The 18,948-nt window shown below is 36.9% G+C and carries 12 protein-coding genes; all 12 read left to right on the top strand.

What is annotated here, in order from left to right; all coding sequences use genetic code 11:
- Positions 1-2: 2 nt before the first annotated feature.
- The 12 genes from ACIDC4_RS08555 (at position 3) to cysK (ending at position 18,895) form a co-directional block, all read left to right on the top strand.
- Entirely contained in the window at positions 3-722 is a 720-nt protein-coding gene (locus ACIDC4_RS08555; RefSeq protein WP_412042417.1) for a rhodanese-like domain-containing protein, read from the top strand.
- A 312-nt stretch (positions 723-1,034) separates the two neighbouring features.
- Positions 1,035-2,651, top strand: a complete 1,617-nt coding sequence (locus tag ACIDC4_RS08550; RefSeq protein ID WP_412042418.1) for a sulfatase-like hydrolase/transferase — start codon at positions 1,035-1,037, stop codon at positions 2,649-2,651.
- Between the two features lie 268 nt (positions 2,652-2,919).
- Complete coding sequence (locus tag ACIDC4_RS08545; protein WP_412042419.1) at positions 2,920-4,182, top strand: YeiH family protein; 1,263 nt, start codon at positions 2,920-2,922, stop codon at positions 4,180-4,182.
- Between the two features lie 469 nt (positions 4,183-4,651).
- Entirely contained in the window at positions 4,652-6,298 is a 1,647-nt protein-coding gene (locus ACIDC4_RS08540) for an arylsulfatase (protein WP_412042420.1), read from the top strand.
- Positions 6,299-7,111: 813 nt separating this feature from the next.
- Positions 7,112-10,297, top strand: a complete 3,186-nt coding sequence (locus tag ACIDC4_RS08535) for a SusC/RagA family TonB-linked outer membrane protein (protein ID WP_412042421.1) — start codon at positions 7,112-7,114, stop codon at positions 10,295-10,297.
- A gap of 30 nt (positions 10,298-10,327) precedes the next feature.
- Positions 10,328-11,791: a RagB/SusD family nutrient uptake outer membrane protein gene (locus tag ACIDC4_RS08530; RefSeq protein ID WP_412042422.1), complete on the top strand. Its 1,464-nt coding sequence runs from the start codon at positions 10,328-10,330 to the stop codon at positions 11,789-11,791.
- A 246-nt stretch (positions 11,792-12,037) separates the two neighbouring features.
- Entirely contained in the window at positions 12,038-13,738 is a 1,701-nt protein-coding gene (locus ACIDC4_RS08525; protein ID WP_412042423.1) for an amidohydrolase, read from the top strand.
- Positions 13,739-13,760: 22 nt separating this feature from the next.
- A complete protein-coding gene (locus ACIDC4_RS08520) occupies positions 13,761-13,913 on the top strand; it encodes a hypothetical protein (protein WP_412042424.1) in 153 nt (50 codons plus the stop codon).
- Positions 13,906-15,072: an LLM class flavin-dependent oxidoreductase gene (locus tag ACIDC4_RS08515; protein ID WP_230039854.1), complete on the top strand. Its 1,167-nt coding sequence runs from the start codon at positions 13,906-13,908 to the stop codon at positions 15,070-15,072. Before ACIDC4_RS08520 ends, ACIDC4_RS08515 begins: the two co-directional genes overlap by 8 nt.
- Before the next feature lie 21 nt (positions 15,073-15,093).
- Positions 15,094-16,527, top strand: a complete 1,434-nt coding sequence (locus tag ACIDC4_RS08510; protein ID WP_412042425.1) for an APC family permease — start codon at positions 15,094-15,096, stop codon at positions 16,525-16,527.
- Between the two features lie 260 nt (positions 16,528-16,787).
- Positions 16,788-17,612 (top strand): serine O-acetyltransferase, encoded by an 825-nt coding sequence (locus ACIDC4_RS08505; RefSeq protein WP_072960210.1) that lies wholly within the window; start codon positions 16,788-16,790, stop codon positions 17,610-17,612.
- A gap of 362 nt (positions 17,613-17,974) precedes the next feature.
- Positions 17,975-18,895 (top strand): cysteine synthase A, encoded by a 921-nt coding sequence (gene cysK / locus ACIDC4_RS08500; RefSeq protein WP_412042426.1) that lies wholly within the window; start codon positions 17,975-17,977, stop codon positions 18,893-18,895.
- The last annotated feature ends 53 nt before the right edge of the window (positions 18,896-18,948 follow it).

Genomic DNA, 18,948 nt, shown 5'->3' with positions numbered 1-18,948 from the left:
TCATGAAAAACAATATATTAAAAAGTAGTTTCGCAGCTGTATTTTTCCTTTTTACAGTAGTAGGATTTTCACAAGATAAAGGCGCCAGTAGTGTTGTATTACTGGATGCTTTTTACGCGAAAATTAAAAGCCAGAAAAATCCACAGATAATTGATGCCAGAGGTCCTGAAGAATTTGCGTTAAATCATATTGAAGGTGCTGTAAATTTTAATCTTAAGTCAGAAAACTATGAGAAATCTGTGGCGGCTTTAAATCCTTCGCAGCCTGTATTTATCTATTCTATTGCAGCTTACAGAAGTGGTCTTTTATCTACTGAATTAATAAAAAAAGGATTCTCTGAAGTCTATATTCTTGATGGCGGAATTGCAGCCTGGATTGGTGGCGGAAAACCTTTTTATTCGAATTTAAAAAGCAAATTATCCACACCGGAATACAAAAAAATCATTGCCGATAATACGTACGTTTTAGTAGACATTGGTTCTAAATATTGCGCCACCTGCAAAACCGTAAAACCAATTTTAGAAAATCTGAGAACACAATACGGAGAGAAACTTAAAATAGTTCAGATTGAGTTAGAAGAGAGCCCACAAGTTATTGCCGATTTAAAAACGGTAAAGGTCTTCCCTACTTTGATCTTGTATCAAAATGGCAAAATTGTGTTCAAAAAAGATGGTTTAGGCGATTTGAAAAACGATGTTGATGTGGCTTTGGCTGTGAAATAATTTTTTTTCACGCAGATTCGGCAGATTGGGCAGATTATTATTTTACTAATTATTTTAATCTGTCTTTCGCAATCATAATCACCATTTTGTCATCCCGAGGAACGAGGGATCTCCGCAAGAAACTAACGCAAAGTTTATGTAGCATGTCGAGCTACTAACGGAGATCCCTCGTTCCTCGGGATGACAAAAATGCGCATAATAGCTTTTAGTGCAAACTTTGCCAAAGTTTAAAACTTTGACAAAGTTGGCGCCTAAAAAATTAAGAGTTTCTGTGCGTTTCAAAACAACATCCAAAATAAAAAAATAAAAACCATGGCATTATCAAAAACAAAAAAGATTTTTTTTTCCATTCTTATTGTAGTGGCAATTCTGGCTATCTTTTTATTCTGGCCCATCAATACCGATGGAACTTTAATAAAACCGGACGCAAAATTACTTAAAGGAAAAGCAGCATTTTTATCTGAAAAAGTTCCGACAGACAGTTCATTCAAAAAACCGAATATCATCATTCTTTTGGCAGACGATTTAGGGAAATATGATATTTCGTTGTACGGAGGAAAATCTACACCAACGCCACAAATCGATTCTTTAGCAGCGTCAGGAGTTACGTTTCAGGATGGTTATGTTTCCGCTTCGATTTGTTCGCCTTCGCGTGCCGGAATTTTAACCGGGCGTTATCAGGAACGTTTTGGGCATGAATATCAACCCGGAGATCGCTATCCAAAAAACAACTTAGAATATTACGGTTTCAAATATTTAATCAACACCAATAACTGGAGACTGAATGATAAAATCAATTATCCAAACGAAGCGTCGATCGCCACGCAAGGTTTGCCACAATCTGAAATTACGTTTGCTGATCTCGCCAAAAGAGAAGGTTACAGCACAGGAATTATCGGAAAATGGCATTTGGGTCATAACAAAGGATTTTTTCCTTTAGACCGGGGTTTCGATTATCATTACGGATTTTATCAGGCATTTTCGCTTTACACTCCCGAAGATGATAATCCGGATATTATCAATCATCACCATAAAGATTTTACAGATAAAACAATTTGGGGAAATGGCCGTGTTGGCATTGGACAAATACGTCGTGATACTACAATCATTCACAATAAAGCGTATTTAACCGAAACATTTGCAGATGAAGCCGAAGCTTTTATTGATAGAAATAAAAAGAAACCATTTTTACTTTATGTTCCTTTTAATGCACCACATACACCTTTTCAGGTTCGTAAAAAATACTACGCTCGTTTCCCTAATGTCAAAGACGAAAATAAACGTGTTTATTTTGCCATGATCAGCGCCTTAGATGATGCCGTGGGAAGAATCAGGGCGAAAGTCAAAAAAGAAGGTCTGGAAGATAACACTTTAATCATTTTTGCCAGCGACAACGGTGGCGCCGATTATACTTTTGCTACCACAAACGCACCATTAAAAGCAGGAAAATTTTCTCATTTCGAAGGCGGCGTAAATGTTCCGTTTGCACTTTCGTGGAAGGGAAAAATCAAACCGCATACTATTTATAAAACTCCCGTAAGTACGTTGGATATTTTTGCTACAATTGCCGCAGCCATACATTCTGATTTACCAAAAGACCGCGTTTATGATGGCGTTGATCTTGTGAGTACAGTCAATGAAAATAAAGAAGCACATAAAACTTTATACTGGCGTTCCGGCGATGCAAAAGCCATCAGAAGCGGTGACTGGAAACTAATTATCAGCGGAAAAACGCACGAAGAATGGCTTTATAATTTAGCAAATGACAAGTCTGAAACAACAGATTTGGCTCAACAAAATCCTGAAAAAGTAAAAGAATTACATGTTGCCTTAAAAAACTGGGAAAAAGGTTTGGTGAAACCTTTATGGCCGAATCTAACGCATTATGAATTTGATTTTGGCAAACAAAAATATTTTGTCGATTTATAGTTAACATCATACAAACCCGACAGGTTTTAAAAACCTGTCGGGTTTAATTCAGAATATCTTTTAATTCGATTTTTTGAATAGCCTCCAGCCTTAGCTGGAGATTAGATTTAATAATATTTCAGGGCTTTAGCCAAATATAAAAGTTCGGCTAAAGCCAATGTTAATTACACAATAATAACCTCAAGCTAAGGCTGGAGGTTATTCAAACAAACGAACAAATAAATACCTAACAGGTTTTTAAAACCTGTTAGGATAATAAAATAATACAATGTCAACCCCAACCAAAACATTCAACATTCACGAAGACTGGACCGTCGTAATTCTCGGATTTATCATCATCGGGATTTCCCTTTTTGTTTTTCTTCCCGAAGTTCCCGTTTTCAAATGGTCAACCGGAACCGATTTATTTCATGATGTATTCGATCTTGAAAACCTAAAAGTCCTCGGATTACAGTTTTTATACCTGATTTCCATCGGAACTTTAGGCGCTTTTTTAATTGGGAAATCAGTAAAATACTTTTTATTAGGCTTTCCGGTAGTTTATATTTTAACTGTTATCGCACTAATCATTGCGGGTAATACAGAAGTAAAAGGACTGAATCTCGAAGCTGTAATTTTTAGTTTAGGAATAGGTTTAGCAATTGGGAATTTCTTCAAACTTCCGGATTGGTTCAAATCCGCACTTTCGACAGAAGTATTTGTCAAGATCGGATTGGTTTTATTGGGAACGAGCGTTATTTTTTCAGACATTCTCAAAGCAGGTTCTTTAGGATTAATTCAGGCTTTGATAGTTGTTTTGTCGGTTTGGTATTTTGCTTTTTGGCTCTGTAAAAAACTAAAAGTCGACGACGAATTGACGATGATGATTTCGAGCGCGGTTTCTATTTGTGGCGTTTCTGCCGCTATTGCCACTTCGGGAGCGATCAAAGGCGATTCGAAAAAACTGTCTTATGTAATCTCGATTGTTCTGGTAACTGCAATCCCAATGATGATTTTCATGCCGATAATCGCTAAATATTTCAATTTTCCTGAAGAAGTAACGGGAGCTTGGTTAGGCGGAAGTATCGATACATCAGGCGCCGTTGTGGCTTCCGGATCTTTGGTTGGCGAAACGGCTTTGAAGATTAGTACAATTGTAAAATTCTCCCAAAATGTATTGTTAGGAATTGCCGCTTTTGCCATATCCGTTTATTGGACATATACACACAACAATTCGGCGGAAGCCATAGAATCAAAACCAACTTTGAGTATTATTTGGGAACGTTTTCCAAAGTTTGTAATTGGCTTTATTGCTGCTTCTTTGCTCTTCTCATTCCTGCTTACTGCTGAAACCAGAGATGCGGTAAAAGACAGTTTAAAAAATCTTCAGGGAATTTGGTTTGCTCTTGCTTTTACAAGTATTGGATTGGAAACCAACTTTAAAGATTTATTGAGTAACAATAGCCGAAAACCTTTGTATGCGTTTTTAATCGCGCAATTATTCAATGTGATTGTTACGTTGATTATTGCTTTTTTACTGTTTGGGAAATGATTTTTTTTTAAACACATACAGACATAGCTTTTTGGAGTGTTAAAAAAAGTCGTTTCACTCGTAATAAAACACATAGCTATGGAAATGTAAAACCAGATTTTGAACTCGAGAACTATGTCAAAGTTAAAATTCAGTGATTTAGACAAAAGTAACCACAATCATTGTCATCCTGAGCGAAGTCGAAGGACACACAAGTAGCTCGACAACGATTGTCGCTATTCTTTGCGGAGTTTCTTGCGGAGATCCCTCGTTCCTTCGGGATGACAAACTATGATTGGCCTAGCCCCGATAGAAGTGGAAATCCTTTTGTGTCCGCGACGGCGGACACAAAAGATTGGAACGGATAGCGGGATTAGCTCCTAAAAAAAGATTTGGTTTTATTATAAAATCCAAGATAACAAAAATGAGAAGAATGGATTAAAATCCATCCCTACAATATAATTTTCGACACTTTAAAATATCAACTATAATGAAAAAAACACTTATTACACTAAACCTTCTACTTGCTGTAGTGGCTTTAAATGCACAAAACAAAACAACTGCTGAAAAACCCAATATCATTTTAATAATGGGCGATGATATGGGATATTCTGATTTAGGGAATTATGGTTCCGAAATTAAAACACCCAATCTCGATAAATTAGCCAGTGAAGGTTTACGCTTACGCGAATTTTACAATAACTCGATTTGTGCGCCAACCCGTGGATCTTTGCTTACAGGGCAATATCAGCACAAAGCCGGAATGGGATTTTTTGATGTTAATTTAGGATTACCGGCTTATCAGGGTTACCTAAACAAAGAATCTCTGACATTGGGAGAAGTTTTTCGTTCGGGTGGTTACAGCACTTTACTTTCCGGAAAATGGCACGTAGGCTCTGAAGATAAAGCGCAATGGCCGAACCAGAGAGGATTTGATAAATTTTACGGCATCCTGAAAGGTGCATCGAACTATTTTGATACCAAACCTTTGCCTTTCGGAAAAACGCCTTATCCGGTAAAACTCATTCGTAATAATGAAGAATTGCATCCAAAAGATGATTCGTATTATTTTACAGATGAAATTGGGAATAATGCCGTGACTTTCTTAGACGAACAAAACAAAGAAAACAAACCGTTCTTTTTGTATTTGGCTTTTACGGCTCCGCATTGGCCATTACAGGCAAAACCAGTTGATATAGCAAAATACAGAGGTAAATTTGATGAAGGCTGGGATATTTTAAGAGAAAAAAGAATTGAAAAACTAAAAGCAAATGGCATTTTACCTGCCAATCAAACGGTTTCTGCAAGAGATCCTGAAGTGCCGGAATGGAGTAAATTAACTTATGATGAAAAACAATTCTGGAAAGCAAAAATGGAAGTTTACGCCGCTATGGTCGATAATATGGATCAGAATGTGGGGAAAGTTCTGGAAAAATTAAAAGCGTTGAAGAAAGACAAAAACACGCTGATTATTTTCATCTCAGATAATGGTGCTCAAGGCGGCTTCAATACTTATAATCCGTTAGGAAGAGGTTTAGTAAGAAATGATGGGCCAGTTGGAACTTCGGGATCATTTGATTATCAGGAACAAAACTGGGCGTATTTATCGAATACTCCGTTGCAGCAATATAAAAATAATATGCACGAAGGCGGATTCAGTTCTCCGTTTATTGCGTGGTTTCCATCAAAAATAAAAGCTGGCCGAATCGATAAAGGAACGGGACATATTATTGACCTTGCTCCTACTTTTTATGAATTGGCCGGAATTGAATATCCCAAACAGTATAATGGTGTGACGACAAACCCTTTGGTTGGGAGCAGTTTGTTGCCTGTTTTATTTAATAATGTTTCACAGGTCGATAGAGGCGCACCGTTATTTTGGGAAAGAGCGGGTAACAGAGCCGTAAGAGATGGCAAATGGAAACTGGTTTCGACTTATCCGTCGTACGAATGGGAACTTTATAATATCGAAACCGATCGTGGCGAAACTACCAATGTCGCACAGCAAAATCCGGGAATTGTAAACCAACTTTCGGCTGCTTATTTTGACTGGGCAGATAAAACCGGAGTGGTTGAATACAGTAAATTCAAATTGAAAACGGAGGTTATGCCTGGCGGTGCAGCTTTGAAAAAGTAACTGGTAATAGTTATTTTAACTCATAGATATTGAGTTGACTGATAAAAACTTTGCGGCTTAGCGTCTTTGCGAGATTAAATGACAAAGATTCGTTCTTAAGCAGTGAGAAATTTGCACGCAAAGACGCAGAGTCGCAAAGCTTTCTATTTACATAAAACCTTTAAAGACAGAAAAATAAGTATAAATATTTAACGTATACTTATTTTTTTGTTTTTTTTATTGAAATGAAATAAAATTCAAATCTCTAGAAATCAATACATTAATACAAATTCCCATTCAATTTATAAGTTGCTCACTCCTATTTGGTTAAAGAAAAATTAAAAAACTTTTGGTTTTTATTATATTAAATTTAACTTTGTCTATAGAATTAGTAGAGTTTAAAACCAAAACAACTTAATTTTGAAAACAACCGAAAGCATATCATTTTACATTCTTCCAAAAAAATATACTTATAACACTTTTTGTTATATGTGCTTCTGTTGTTAATTCCCTCACATCCTTTTTATTAAAAATCGATTTCTATCTAAAAAGAATCGGTCTTTTTTAAACCTCAACGGTTTCTTATTGAATAATACACGATCATTTTGCTGCATTTTTTTGCATCAGGAAGAAGTATCACGCATAACTATAAATCATCCAAAAACAATAATTAATACGAACAAACATGACACAAATACCACTACAAAATTGCTCCTAATATTTCTGCGGCAACAGAAATAGCAAGGCTAAAAGAACATTTATCACTCAATAAAACAATGCGCAGGACATCCAATCTTCCGTCATTTTTTAATTACAAAAAATCAATAACCAAGAATGAAAAAAAATACCAAACTTATTTTATGGATTAGCATTTTGTTCATCTCCATCGGAATAAATGCTCAAGACACAGCACCCAATATTCAATCGAAACTAAGCGGAACAATTGTAGATCAAATATCAAATCAGCCTATTATTGGCGCTTCGGTAAACATAAAAGGAACTACACACGGCGTTGAAACGGATATCGACGGAAAATTTTACTTTCAGACAGGGCAAAAATTCCCCTATACTTTAATTATCAATTACATTGGATATAATTCTAAAGAAATAATCGTAGACGGAAGTCCGGTGGTGATAAAACTAACGGAACAAGTCGAGAAACTAGATGAGATTGTTGTTGTAGGTTACGGAACATCGGCAAAAAAAACCTTTACAGGAGCAACTTCCAAAATTGATGCTCAGCAAATAGCGAATCGTCCGGCACAAAGTTTCGATCAATTGTTAGGAGGTCAGGCTTCAGGATTAAACATTGTACAACCCAGCGGATCATTAAACAGTACGCCGGTAATCAGAATTAGAGGAATCAACTCGATCACCAGTTCACTTTATCCTTTAGTTATTGTTGATGGTGTAACCGTATTTACAGGAACTGCCGGAGGCGCCATTGGTAACAACCCATTATCAGATATTAACCCGAATGACATTGAATCTATCGATGTGCTGAAAGATGCTTCGGCAGCTGCTATTTACGGTTCACGTGCTGCAAACGGAGTTATTGTGATTACGACTAAAAAAGGAAAAAAAGGAAAAGTAAATGTCAATTATGATGTTTGGGTAAGCTGGAACAAAGCTTCGAATTTACCAAAACTTCTGAATGCCGAAGATTATGTAAGCATTAAAAATGAGGCCAGAACCAATGCAGGACTTACACCCGGTTTTGCTTTAGGTCAAAATGCCGACGGATCGACAATAGGAACCAATTGGTACGATGTGGCTTATCATACAGGAGTTTCGCAAAATCATAATTTAAGTTTCTCAGGAGCAACAAATTCTACCAGTTATTTTATTTCTACCAACTATTCTAATCAGGAAGGAATTTTAAGAACGAATGAATTTGTGCGAAAAGGAATCCGATTGAATTTTGAACATAAGCTGAACAACTCGCTTACTTTAGGAACCAATTTCTCTTATAACAACTCCTTAAATTCAGGTCCAAATTCAGGATCTTCGACACCCAATTCTATTGGATCTTCGGCTGGAAATGCCGTGAATACGCAATACATTGGTTTACAGCCTTTAGGAAGACTTACATATATTTTACCATCCAACGTTTCGGTTTACAATCCTGATGGTTCTTACAACATCAATCCGAGTAATGGGAATATAGGATATGGCGCAAACAGCCCTTCATTAGGTGTTTTTAATGCCTATAATTTACAAACAATTTTAGATTTAGATAAAAACACTTCTGAAAATAACACCTTTATCGGAAGCATTTATGCTGAACTTGAAATCATCAAAAACCTGAAATTCAAAACGGTTTATGGTATTAATAATTTTGTTGTAGAAAACAAAGAATTTAGAAATCCGTATAGCGGAGATGGTTTTTCTACTAAAGGAGCTGCAACAAACTCTAACACCAAATACTCGAGATCAAACTGGACCAATACCCTAACCTACTCGACTGTATTTGATCAAAAACACAATTTGAAAGTACTTTTGGGACAAGAGAAAAATGTTCGCGAAATTGACGGTTGGGGAGCAATCAAAACAGGTTTAACAGATCCTTTCTTTACCAGTTATCAAGGCGGATTTACAACCATTGCGCCTGGTCCTTCTGTTCAGACAGAAAATGTATTGCTTTCTTATTTTAGCAGCATTGCCTACGATTATAACAAAAAATATTTGCTGAATCTTAATTTCAGAAGAGACGGATTATCTGCTTTGGCATCTGGGAACAAATGGGGAAATTTTGGAGGGGCTTCTATTGGATGGAATGTATCTGAAGAAGATTTTTTCAAAGGTTCTTCTATAAAAAATGTTTTAAATGCTTTTAAAGTTCGTGCGAGTTACGGGATTGTAGGTAACAGCGAATTGAACGATTATGCCGCTTTATCACAATATTCAGCAGGTACTTACGCCGGAGTTCCAACCCTTAGTTTTTCACAGTCCGGAAATCCCGATTTAAAATGGGAAACCAGCAAGAAGTTTGACTTTGGAATCAATTTCGGATTGTTTGATAACCGAATCACTGTTGAAGCTGATTATTATAAAAACAACATCAACGATTTGATTTTGAATGCGCCTCAGTCTCTATCTCAGGGAATTCCGAACAATTCGATTGCTGCAAATGTGGGATCTTTATACAACAATGGATTTGAACTTTCGATTAATGCGAACATCATAAACGACAATGATTTTCAGTGGAATGCAAGTTTTAATTTGTCTACCATCAAAAACAAAGTCACTTCATTAGGCGGTTACGGAGATATTTATCCAACGGCTTTAAGCACTTTCGGAATCCAGAATATTACCCGAGAAGGCTATTCTGTAGGATCTATTTTTGCTGTACCAACAACCGGAGTAAATCCTGAAAACGGAAACCGAGTTTATGTAAATGCCAATAATGAAGAAGTACAATACAATGCGCTTACAAAAGCGTTTACATATCTCAACGGAGCTACTGCCCCAGCAATCGACAACTATCGTGACGGTCGTATTCAGGGACCTTCGTTACCCACTTATTATGGTGGTTTGAATAACAATTTATCCTATAAAAATTTCGATTTAACGATTGGTTTAACCTTTTCGGGCGGAAACAAATTGTACAATGGGACAAGATCTACTTTATCAGATCAGCGTTTTTTCAACAACGGAACTTTTATCAAAGATCGCTGGACCACTCCGGGACAAATTACAGATGTTCCTAAGTTAATTTACGGAGACAGTTTCTCAGGTGGTTTCTCGTCAAGTAACTCTGCTTATGTAGAAGACGGATCTTATCTAAAAGTAAAAAATATCATTTTAAGCTATAGAATTCCGGTGAAGAACGAGTTGGTCAACAAATACATTTCATCTGCAAAAGTATATGCTCAGGGCTCTAATTTATATACCTGGACAAAATACCGCGGTTCAGATCCTGAGATTTCCATCAACGGAAACTCTATTAATTCAGGGAAAGATCAAAACGTGCCGGCCAATTCAGTAGTATTCACTTTAGGACTTAATGTAGGTTTCTAGGCATTCATCTTAATTAAAAATAAAAACATCATGATTTTCAATTATAAAAAAAGCATACAAAAAGCCTTCATTATTACACCATTTCTAGCCTTATTACTGGCAGGATGTAGTGATAATGCTTTAGATACTGTTCCTGAAACGAGCATTTCTACAGAAACCGCTTTCAGCACACCAGCCAAAATTTTAGGTCAGGTAAACGGACTTTACGGTCAGTTTAGCAATCCCTCTTTTTACGGCGGCCGATTCATTATTTTTAATGAACAAAGAGGCAATGAATTCAGCCAGAATGATGGTAACAATTCAACCGGAGCCAATGTCTGGAATCAAACCATAACCTCATCAGGAGATTTTGTAAACTCGGTTTGGAGCGTGGCTTATACGACGATTAATTTCTCTAATATTCTGATCGACAATCTGGCAACTTCTACTGTTGTTACTGAAGATTTACGTAAAAATTATATTGCCGAAGCCAAATTTGTAAGAGCTATTTCGTATTTGAGTTTGGTACAAACCTATGCAAAACCTTATGCACAAAATAGTGCTGCATTGGCACTTCCTTTAAGATTAAAAGGAAATACATCAGGCGGACTTAATGACTTTGCTTTTAGTAGCGTTGCCGATGTTTACACTCAAATATTAAAAGATCTTGACGAAGCCGAAGTTGATTTACCCGAAAGTTATGCAACCGGAATCCTTACAGCTTCAAGAGCGCACAAAGCTACTGCGATTGCTCTAAAAACAAGAGTATATTTAAGCAAAGGCGATTATGCAAAAGTAATTTCAGAAGCCAGTAAATTGGTTCCTGCAACAGCTCCTTTTCAATACGTTTCCGGAAGTTTGACACATCGTTTAGAACCAAATGTAGCCACCGTTTTTGGAGGTTCTTATATAGGGAACGAAGCGATATTTTCGATTCCGTTTACAACTGCGGCAGAAGCTCCGGGATTACAAAGCGCACTTGGCGGAAATTATTTAACTCCAGTTATTTATTTTAATACCGCAGCAATTATTGCTGATCCTGTTTATGCTTCGGCAACTTCTGCAGATGCCAGAAAAGGTTTGGTCATAACCAATGCTACCGGACAAAAACTATTGAATAAATTCAAGAAAAACGGTGCCCCTTTTACAGATTATGTACCGGTGATTCGCTATGCCGAAGTTTTATTGAATTATGCTGAAGCTGCTGCTCAAAGTGACAATTTGCCTTTAGCACAATCTTTATTGGCAGCAGTAAGAAATCGTTCTGATGCCGCTTACGTTTTCACAACCGGAGTTGCTACAAAAGACGAATTGATTGCCACTATTTTAAACGAAAGAAGAATTGAATTGGTAGGCGAAGGATTCCGTACACCGGATTTATTGCGACGAGTTCAGGCGCTTCCTGCCAAAACAGGAAATGCAGGCGCCGCACCAGAAGTTTTACCAACAGCGGCCAATTATGTCTGGGCAATACCAAGTAACGAATTAGCTTATAACAAACTGGCTCCAAGATAGAATACTATCACCATTAGGTATAATTATAAAAAATAAAAATTAAACACATAGAAACATAGGTTTTAGAAACTTTAAAAAAGGCGTTTCACTTGCATTAACAAACATAGCTATGTGTTAGAAACTAGTTTCTTTCCAATTTTCGTTTTTCTAAAAAGCCCAAAACCTATGTTTCTATGTGTTTAAAATAATTATCCTCAACAGTTCATTCACTATAGCATTTATAAAAACAAAAAAAGAAATAACGAAATGAAAACTAATTTAAAATATCTGGCTGTACTCTTCGCTACGACGATTATCATTGCACAGCAAAAAAATACTGCCGAAAAGATTTATATCAACGGTAATATTATTACAGTTGATGCCAAAAACACTACTGCGCAAGCTGTTGCAGTAAGTAACGGTAAAATTCTGGCGGTTGGAACAAATAGTAAAATCGAAAAATTAAAAGACAAAAATACGATTGTTGTCGATCTAAAAGGAAAAACAGTAGTTCCCGGATTTATTGACGGTCATAGTCATTTTATGGGTTTATCAAGATCGACTACAGTAAATGTAGGTTCTCCGCCAATGGGCGATGTTAAAAATATTGCCGATTTGGTAAACCGTATTCAGGATTTTCAGAAGAAAAATAATGTAGCTCCAGGCGAATGGATCGATGCTTACGGATATGATCAGGATCAGCTTGAAGAAAAAAGACACCCGAATAAGGAAGATCTTGACGCTGCTTTTCCTAACAATCCGGTAACGATTACAAATATCAACGGACATATGTCGGTTTCGAATTCGTATGCTTTAAAACTTTCAGGAATTGATGCAACTACAGCAAATCCTCCCGGAGGCGCGATCGAAAGAAAAAAAGGCACCAACGAACCTACAGGATTATTACAGGAAAATGCCAGCCGATTATTGAAAAGACCTGCAAAACCAGCTCCAACTTTAGACGAGCAGATAAAAGGTTTAAAAGAGCAGCAATTGTTTTATGCCAGCAATGGTATTACAACGGCTCAGGATGGATATTCAAGTTACGAATCGGTTGAATTATTGCATAAAGCGGCTGAAAGAAACGAGTTATTTATCGATATTGAAGCTTTGCCGGGTTATCCTGCTTTAGAAAAAGTACTAAAAAATCCTGACTTTAAATTTGGTGTTCTAAAAAATCACTTAAAACTGGCCGGAACAAAAATGATTGCCGATGGTTCTCCTCAAGGTAAAACTGCTTTTTTTAGTAAATCGTATCTGGTAGAAGTTCCGGGTTGTAACCACGATGTATGTACCGGTTTTGCTAATATTACTCAGGAACAGTTTAATGATCTTGTTATTAAAGCATTCCAAAATAATGTTCGTCCGTTTGTGCATTGCAACGGAGATGCTACTATCGATATGTATTTGAAAGCGATAGAAAATGCCAATAAAACTTTAAATACGAATAGTAACGACCGCAGACCAGTGACCATTCACTCTCAGTTTGTGCGACCAGATCAGCTTGATGATTATAAAACACTGGGAATTATTGCGGCTTTCTTTAGCAATCACGCTTTCTTTTGGGGTGATGTACACGTTCGCAATTTAGGTGCAGACAGAGCTAATTTTTTAAGCCCATTAAAAACTGCCATCAAAAAAGGAGTTGTAGCTACTAACCATACCGATTATCCGGTAACGCCACTAAACCAGTTGTTTTTATTGTGGACATCCGTAGAAAGAAAATCCCGTTCAGGTCAGGTGATTGGTCCGGATGAAAGACTTACTCCTATCGAAGGACTACGCGCCATCACGATAAACGGCGCTTACGAATATTTCGAAGAAAATAGCAAAGGTTCTATCGAAACCGGAAAACTAGCCGATTTAGTGGTGCTTTCTGACGATTTAACCAAAATAGATCCTTCTAAAATAAAAGACATTACGGTTCTTGAAACGATAAAAGAAGGCAAGACCGTTTTTAAAAAATAATCCATAATTAAAACTCAAAAATATGAATCAGATCAACCTAAATCCCGCACCTGTTGTATCAATGAGAATTAAAAATACTGAAATTTCCTGGTCGAGCGAAGCTGATAAAAACGCACAGGAAAACCATAACAAAAAATTGAAAAAAAGCTTAAAAAAGAAAAGAAAAAATGATTGAAGGTAAAATTGAAACAGTAGCCATTAGAACCCCGGAAAGAGTCGCAGAAATTTCCTGGTTTAATGACATTATTGGTGGAGATACAGCATATTTAGGCGTTCTGGATAATGATCGCCGAAGCAGTTACGAGCATTGTCGTGACATTACATTAGAAGCAGAAAAACTAGGTTTTAGCAACATTTTATATCCATCTGCCTATACCGTAGGACAAGACGGATTGGCTTTTGCAGCAAGCGTTGCGCCGGAAACCAATAAGATTACATTTTTACTTGCGGTTCGTACCGGAGAAGTGCATCCGCCTATGTTGGCGCGAGCTATTTCTTCATTAGACCATATGCTGAAAGGAAGATTGATCTTGAATATCATCAACTCTGATTTGCCGGGAACACGCGAAGATCCTAATCTAAGATACCAACGATGTTCTGAAGTTATTCAGATTTTACAACAAGGCTGGACACAAGACAGAATCTCGCACAAAGGAGAAATTTATCAGTTTGATTTACCATCAGATCCTGTAAAATCCTATCAGCAAAACGGCGGTCCATTATTGTATTTTGGAGGAACTTCCCCTGGTTCCAGAGCCGTTTGTGCGAAACATTGCGACGTGTTTTTGACCTGGCCGGAATCTGAAGAATCGATGTATGCCACTTTGAAAGAAATGAGTGAACGCGCTGCCGCAGAAGGAAGAACCATCGATTTCGGGTTACGAATTCATGTTATAGTTCGTGAAACGCAGGAAGAAGCAAGAGCTTACGCGAAAAAGCTAATTTCAAAATTTGATGAAAAACGAGGTTTAGAAATCAGAAGTCGTGGCGAAGATTCACGTTCGTTAGGTGTTTTAAAACAAGATGAATTAAGGGAAACTTCGGATGAAGAAGGTTATGTAGAAGATATCTTATGGACCGATATTGGTAAAGTTTTCTCCGGCTGCGGAAGTGGTTTGGTAGGAAGTGCCGACCAGATTATAGAAAAACTAAACCGCTATATGGATATGGGTTTCAGATCTTTTATTTTCTCCGGTTTTCCGTTGATCGAAGAAGCAAATTATTTTGCCAAATTGGTTTTGCCGCGTTTGCCGAATGCATCGTTGCCTCATTTACAAGGAAGAATTCCGCAAGAAACGCCTACAACACCTTTGACCAATGCCGAATTGGTTTAGTTATAAAAACAAAAAATCAGAATGTCAGAAATAGAAAAAAAACAAGAATACAAAAGAGAACTCGGTCTTGCCGATGCAGCCTTATTGGTGGCTAGCGGAATGATTGGTTCGGGAATTTTTATTGTGAGTGCCGATGTTACGCGTAATGTGGGATCAGCGGGCTGGTTGATTTTAGTTTGGTTAATTGGCGGATTCATGACATTGATTGCTGCTGTGAGTTATGGCGAATTGAGCGGCATGTTTCCTAAATCGGGAGGTCAGTATATTTATCTAAAGGAAGCTTATAATCCGCTGGTGGCCTTTGTATACGGATGGAGTTTGTTTACCGTAATTCAAACCGGAACTATTGCTGCGGTTTGTGTATCGTTCTTTAAATTTCTGGCGTATTTTTTTCCGCTTTTCAGCGAAGATTTGGTCGCTTTCAGGATTGGAGATTCTTTCACCATTTCGCCCGCACAACTCTCCTCTATCGTCTTGTTGTTCATTTTAACATACATCAATACTAAAGGCGTAAAACTCGGAAAAGTGATTCAGAAATTTTTCACGGGAACCAAATTAATAAGCTTACTAATTCTGATTGTCTTCGGGTTTATCTTTTTCAAACCCGAAGTGTGGCAGGCAAACTGGACGAATCCGTTTCATTTACAAAAACTAAATCCGGATGGTTCGTTTTTACAATACACCAATACACCCGCTTTTTGGGGCGCGATTGCTTCGGCATTAGTAGGAACGGTAATTAGTTATGATGCCTGGAATAATGTCACGTTTGTTTCGGATGAAATAAAAAATCCAAAACGGAATATTGGTTTGAGTCTGCTTTTAGGAACTGCAGTTGTAACGATCATTTACGTTTCGGTAAATGTAATGTTTACCGCAGTTTTACCTGTTGAAGCTATCGGAACTCCTGAAAAAGACCGCGTTGGTATTGCAGCTGCACAGGCTATTTTTGGCTCAAGCGGAACTTCGATTATTGCATTAATGATTTTGATTGCTTCTTTTGGTTGTGCCAACGGAATGATTTTATCAGGCGCAAGAGTCTATCAAAGTATGGCAAAAGATGGATTGTTTTTTAAGAAAACAGCGATTTTAAACCAACATTCGGTTCCTGCAAACGCGCTTTGGATTCAGTTTTTTATGGCCGTGGTTTTGAGTTTAAGCGGTCGTTACGGAAATTTATTAGACATGATTTCTTTTGTAGTGGTTTTGTTTTACGTGATTACCATTGCCGGGATTTTTGTTTTAAGAATTAAAAAACCGCAACACGAAAGACCTTACAGAGCTTTTGGATATCCGTTTTTACCTATTATTTATATCATTTTAGGATCAGCTTTTTGTATTTTATTAATCATTTATAAACCTACTTATACCTGGCCTGGATTAATAATCGCCGGTATCGGAATACCTGTTTTTTATATTAGAGAGAAATTTTCAAAACCAAAAATTACAGACATTTAAAACAATGCGCATAATTATTCTAGCACATAGAAACATAGCTTCTGGTTGCTTAAAAAAGGCGTTTTACTTAGAATAAATCACATAGCTATGTGAAGAAATGTATTTCTTTTTTGTCTCCTTTCAGATACATAAAATCTATGTTTCTATGTGTTTAATATTTTTTTGAATGCGACGAATTGCTTTAAAATATTTTAGAATGCCTAATTAGATTAGTTGATTTCTCATAAAGATGTTAGTTATGAACCAAAAAACAAACCATTATGAATTCATTTTATCAAGAAATAGCAAACAACCATCAGAGTTTATTGATCCTTCCTCAAAAAAAGGTAATTCATCAGTTTATTGAGGATTTATTCTCTGTTTTATTTTCGAATACTTCAAAGCGTTTTGGAGATTTATCTATTATCAAAAATAAATTTGAAGTTTTAGAAAAGCAATTTAATGAAATCGTAATCGACTATTCATCCAAAAAAGAGGACAGTTTCGAGCAAACTCAACTTTTTTTCGAAGCATTGCCTAATCTGTACAAAAAAACATTAAACGACGCTGATACTATTTTTAGAAAAGATCCCGCCGCCAAATCTATTGAAGAAGTTCTGTACGCTTATCCCGGATTTTTTGCAATTGCCGTTTACCGGTTTTCACATCAAATTTGGAATCAGGATTTAAAACTTCTGGCACGAACTTTTTCTGAATATGCACATATTAAAACGAGTATCGAAATTCATCCCGGCGCGCAAATAGGCAATGATTTCGCCATCGATCACGGAACCGGAATTGTAATAGGCGAAACCACGATTATTGGCGATAATGTACAGATATATCAAGGCGTTACATTAGGAGCTTTGAGTGTAAAAAAGGAAGAAGCTTTTATAAAAAGACATCCTACGATTGAAAACAATGTAATTATTTATTCGAATAGTACGATTCTGGGCGGGCAAACTGTTGTGGGAAGAGATTCTATCATTGGAGGCAATGTCTGGCTGACGTATACGGTACCTTCAAATTCTGTGGTGTATCATAAAAATGAAATTAAAGTGAAGGATAACAATCCTTTTCCGGAACCTATTTTTTATTCGATTTAAAACGTTTTTTTGAACCATATAAGGAATGTAAGAACATATAAAAGGTCTTGTAAAGTTTGCCAAAGTTTATAACCACAATCTTGTCATCCTGACGGAGGAAGGATCACACAAGTAATTCGACAAAGATTGACTATTTTGTTTGCGGAGTTTCTTGCGTTTCTTCGACTTCGCTCAGGATGACAAAAATGAGTAAAATCATTGGCTTAAAACTTTGTCAAAGTTCGAAACTTTGACAAAGTTGTCGAAATCAAAGTATTCTTTTTCACATATCTATGAGTTTTATTCTAAGTGAAACGCCTTTTTTAAGCACAACTAAAAGCTATGTCTCTATGTGTTTAAAAAATAACAGTTAAAAAAGCAACATGAAATATCAAAATATACTAGAAACCATAGGAAACACCCCCCACGTAAAACTCAACAAGATTTTTCCGGAGCATCAGGTTTGGATCAAGATCGAAAAGTCGAATCCTGGGGCGAGTATCAAGGACCGGATTGCATTGGCAATGATTGAAGACGCGGAGCAAAAAGGACTTTTAAATCCTGATTCGATCATTATAGAACCTACATCGGGAAATACCGGAATAGGACTTTCGCTGGTGGCTGCGGTAAAAGGGTACAAAGTGATTCTGGTAATGCCGGAATCGATGAGTATCGAAAGACGTAAAATCATGAATGCTTATGGTGCCGAATTTGTTTTAACTCCAAGAGAAAAAGGAACTTCGGGAGCGGTAGAAAAAGCGAAAGAATTAGCCTTATCAACTCCTAATTCATTTTTGCCTTTTCAGTTTACGAATCCGGCAAATGTTGAGATTCATGAGAAAACAACGGCGCAGGAAATTCTGCAGGATTTTCCGGAAGGTATCGATTACCTCATCACGGGAGTTGGAACGGGCGGACATATTACGGGAGTTTCTAAAATCCTGAAACAACATTTTCCTAATCTTAAAACTTATGCTGTCGAGCCGGCCTTATCACCGGTTTTAAGCGGAGGTTCTCCTGCCCCACATCCTATTCAGGGAATTGGTGCAGGATTTATTCCTGAAGTTTTTAATCGGGATTATGTCGATTTGGTGATTCCGGTAGAAAAGGAAGATGCTTTTTATTTTGCGAAACGATTACCAAAAGAAGAAGGAATTTTTGCAGGAATTTCGACGGGAGCTTCGTTGGCAGCGATTTCAAAACAAATCAACAAAATCCCGAAAGATGCTGTTGTTTTGACTTTTAATTATGATACCGGAGAACGATATCTTTCGGTTGACGAATTATTCGATCCGCTTTCATAATATTATAATTCAACAACTTAGACATTATTTCACATTAAAATAAACAACATTTA

This window comes from Flavobacterium sp. C3NV, from assembly GCF_046825355.2.
In the GTDB taxonomy this organism is placed as follows: Bacteria; Bacteroidota; Bacteroidia; order Flavobacteriales; family Flavobacteriaceae; genus Flavobacterium.
This window is presented reverse-complemented; position numbering and strand designations above follow the sequence as displayed.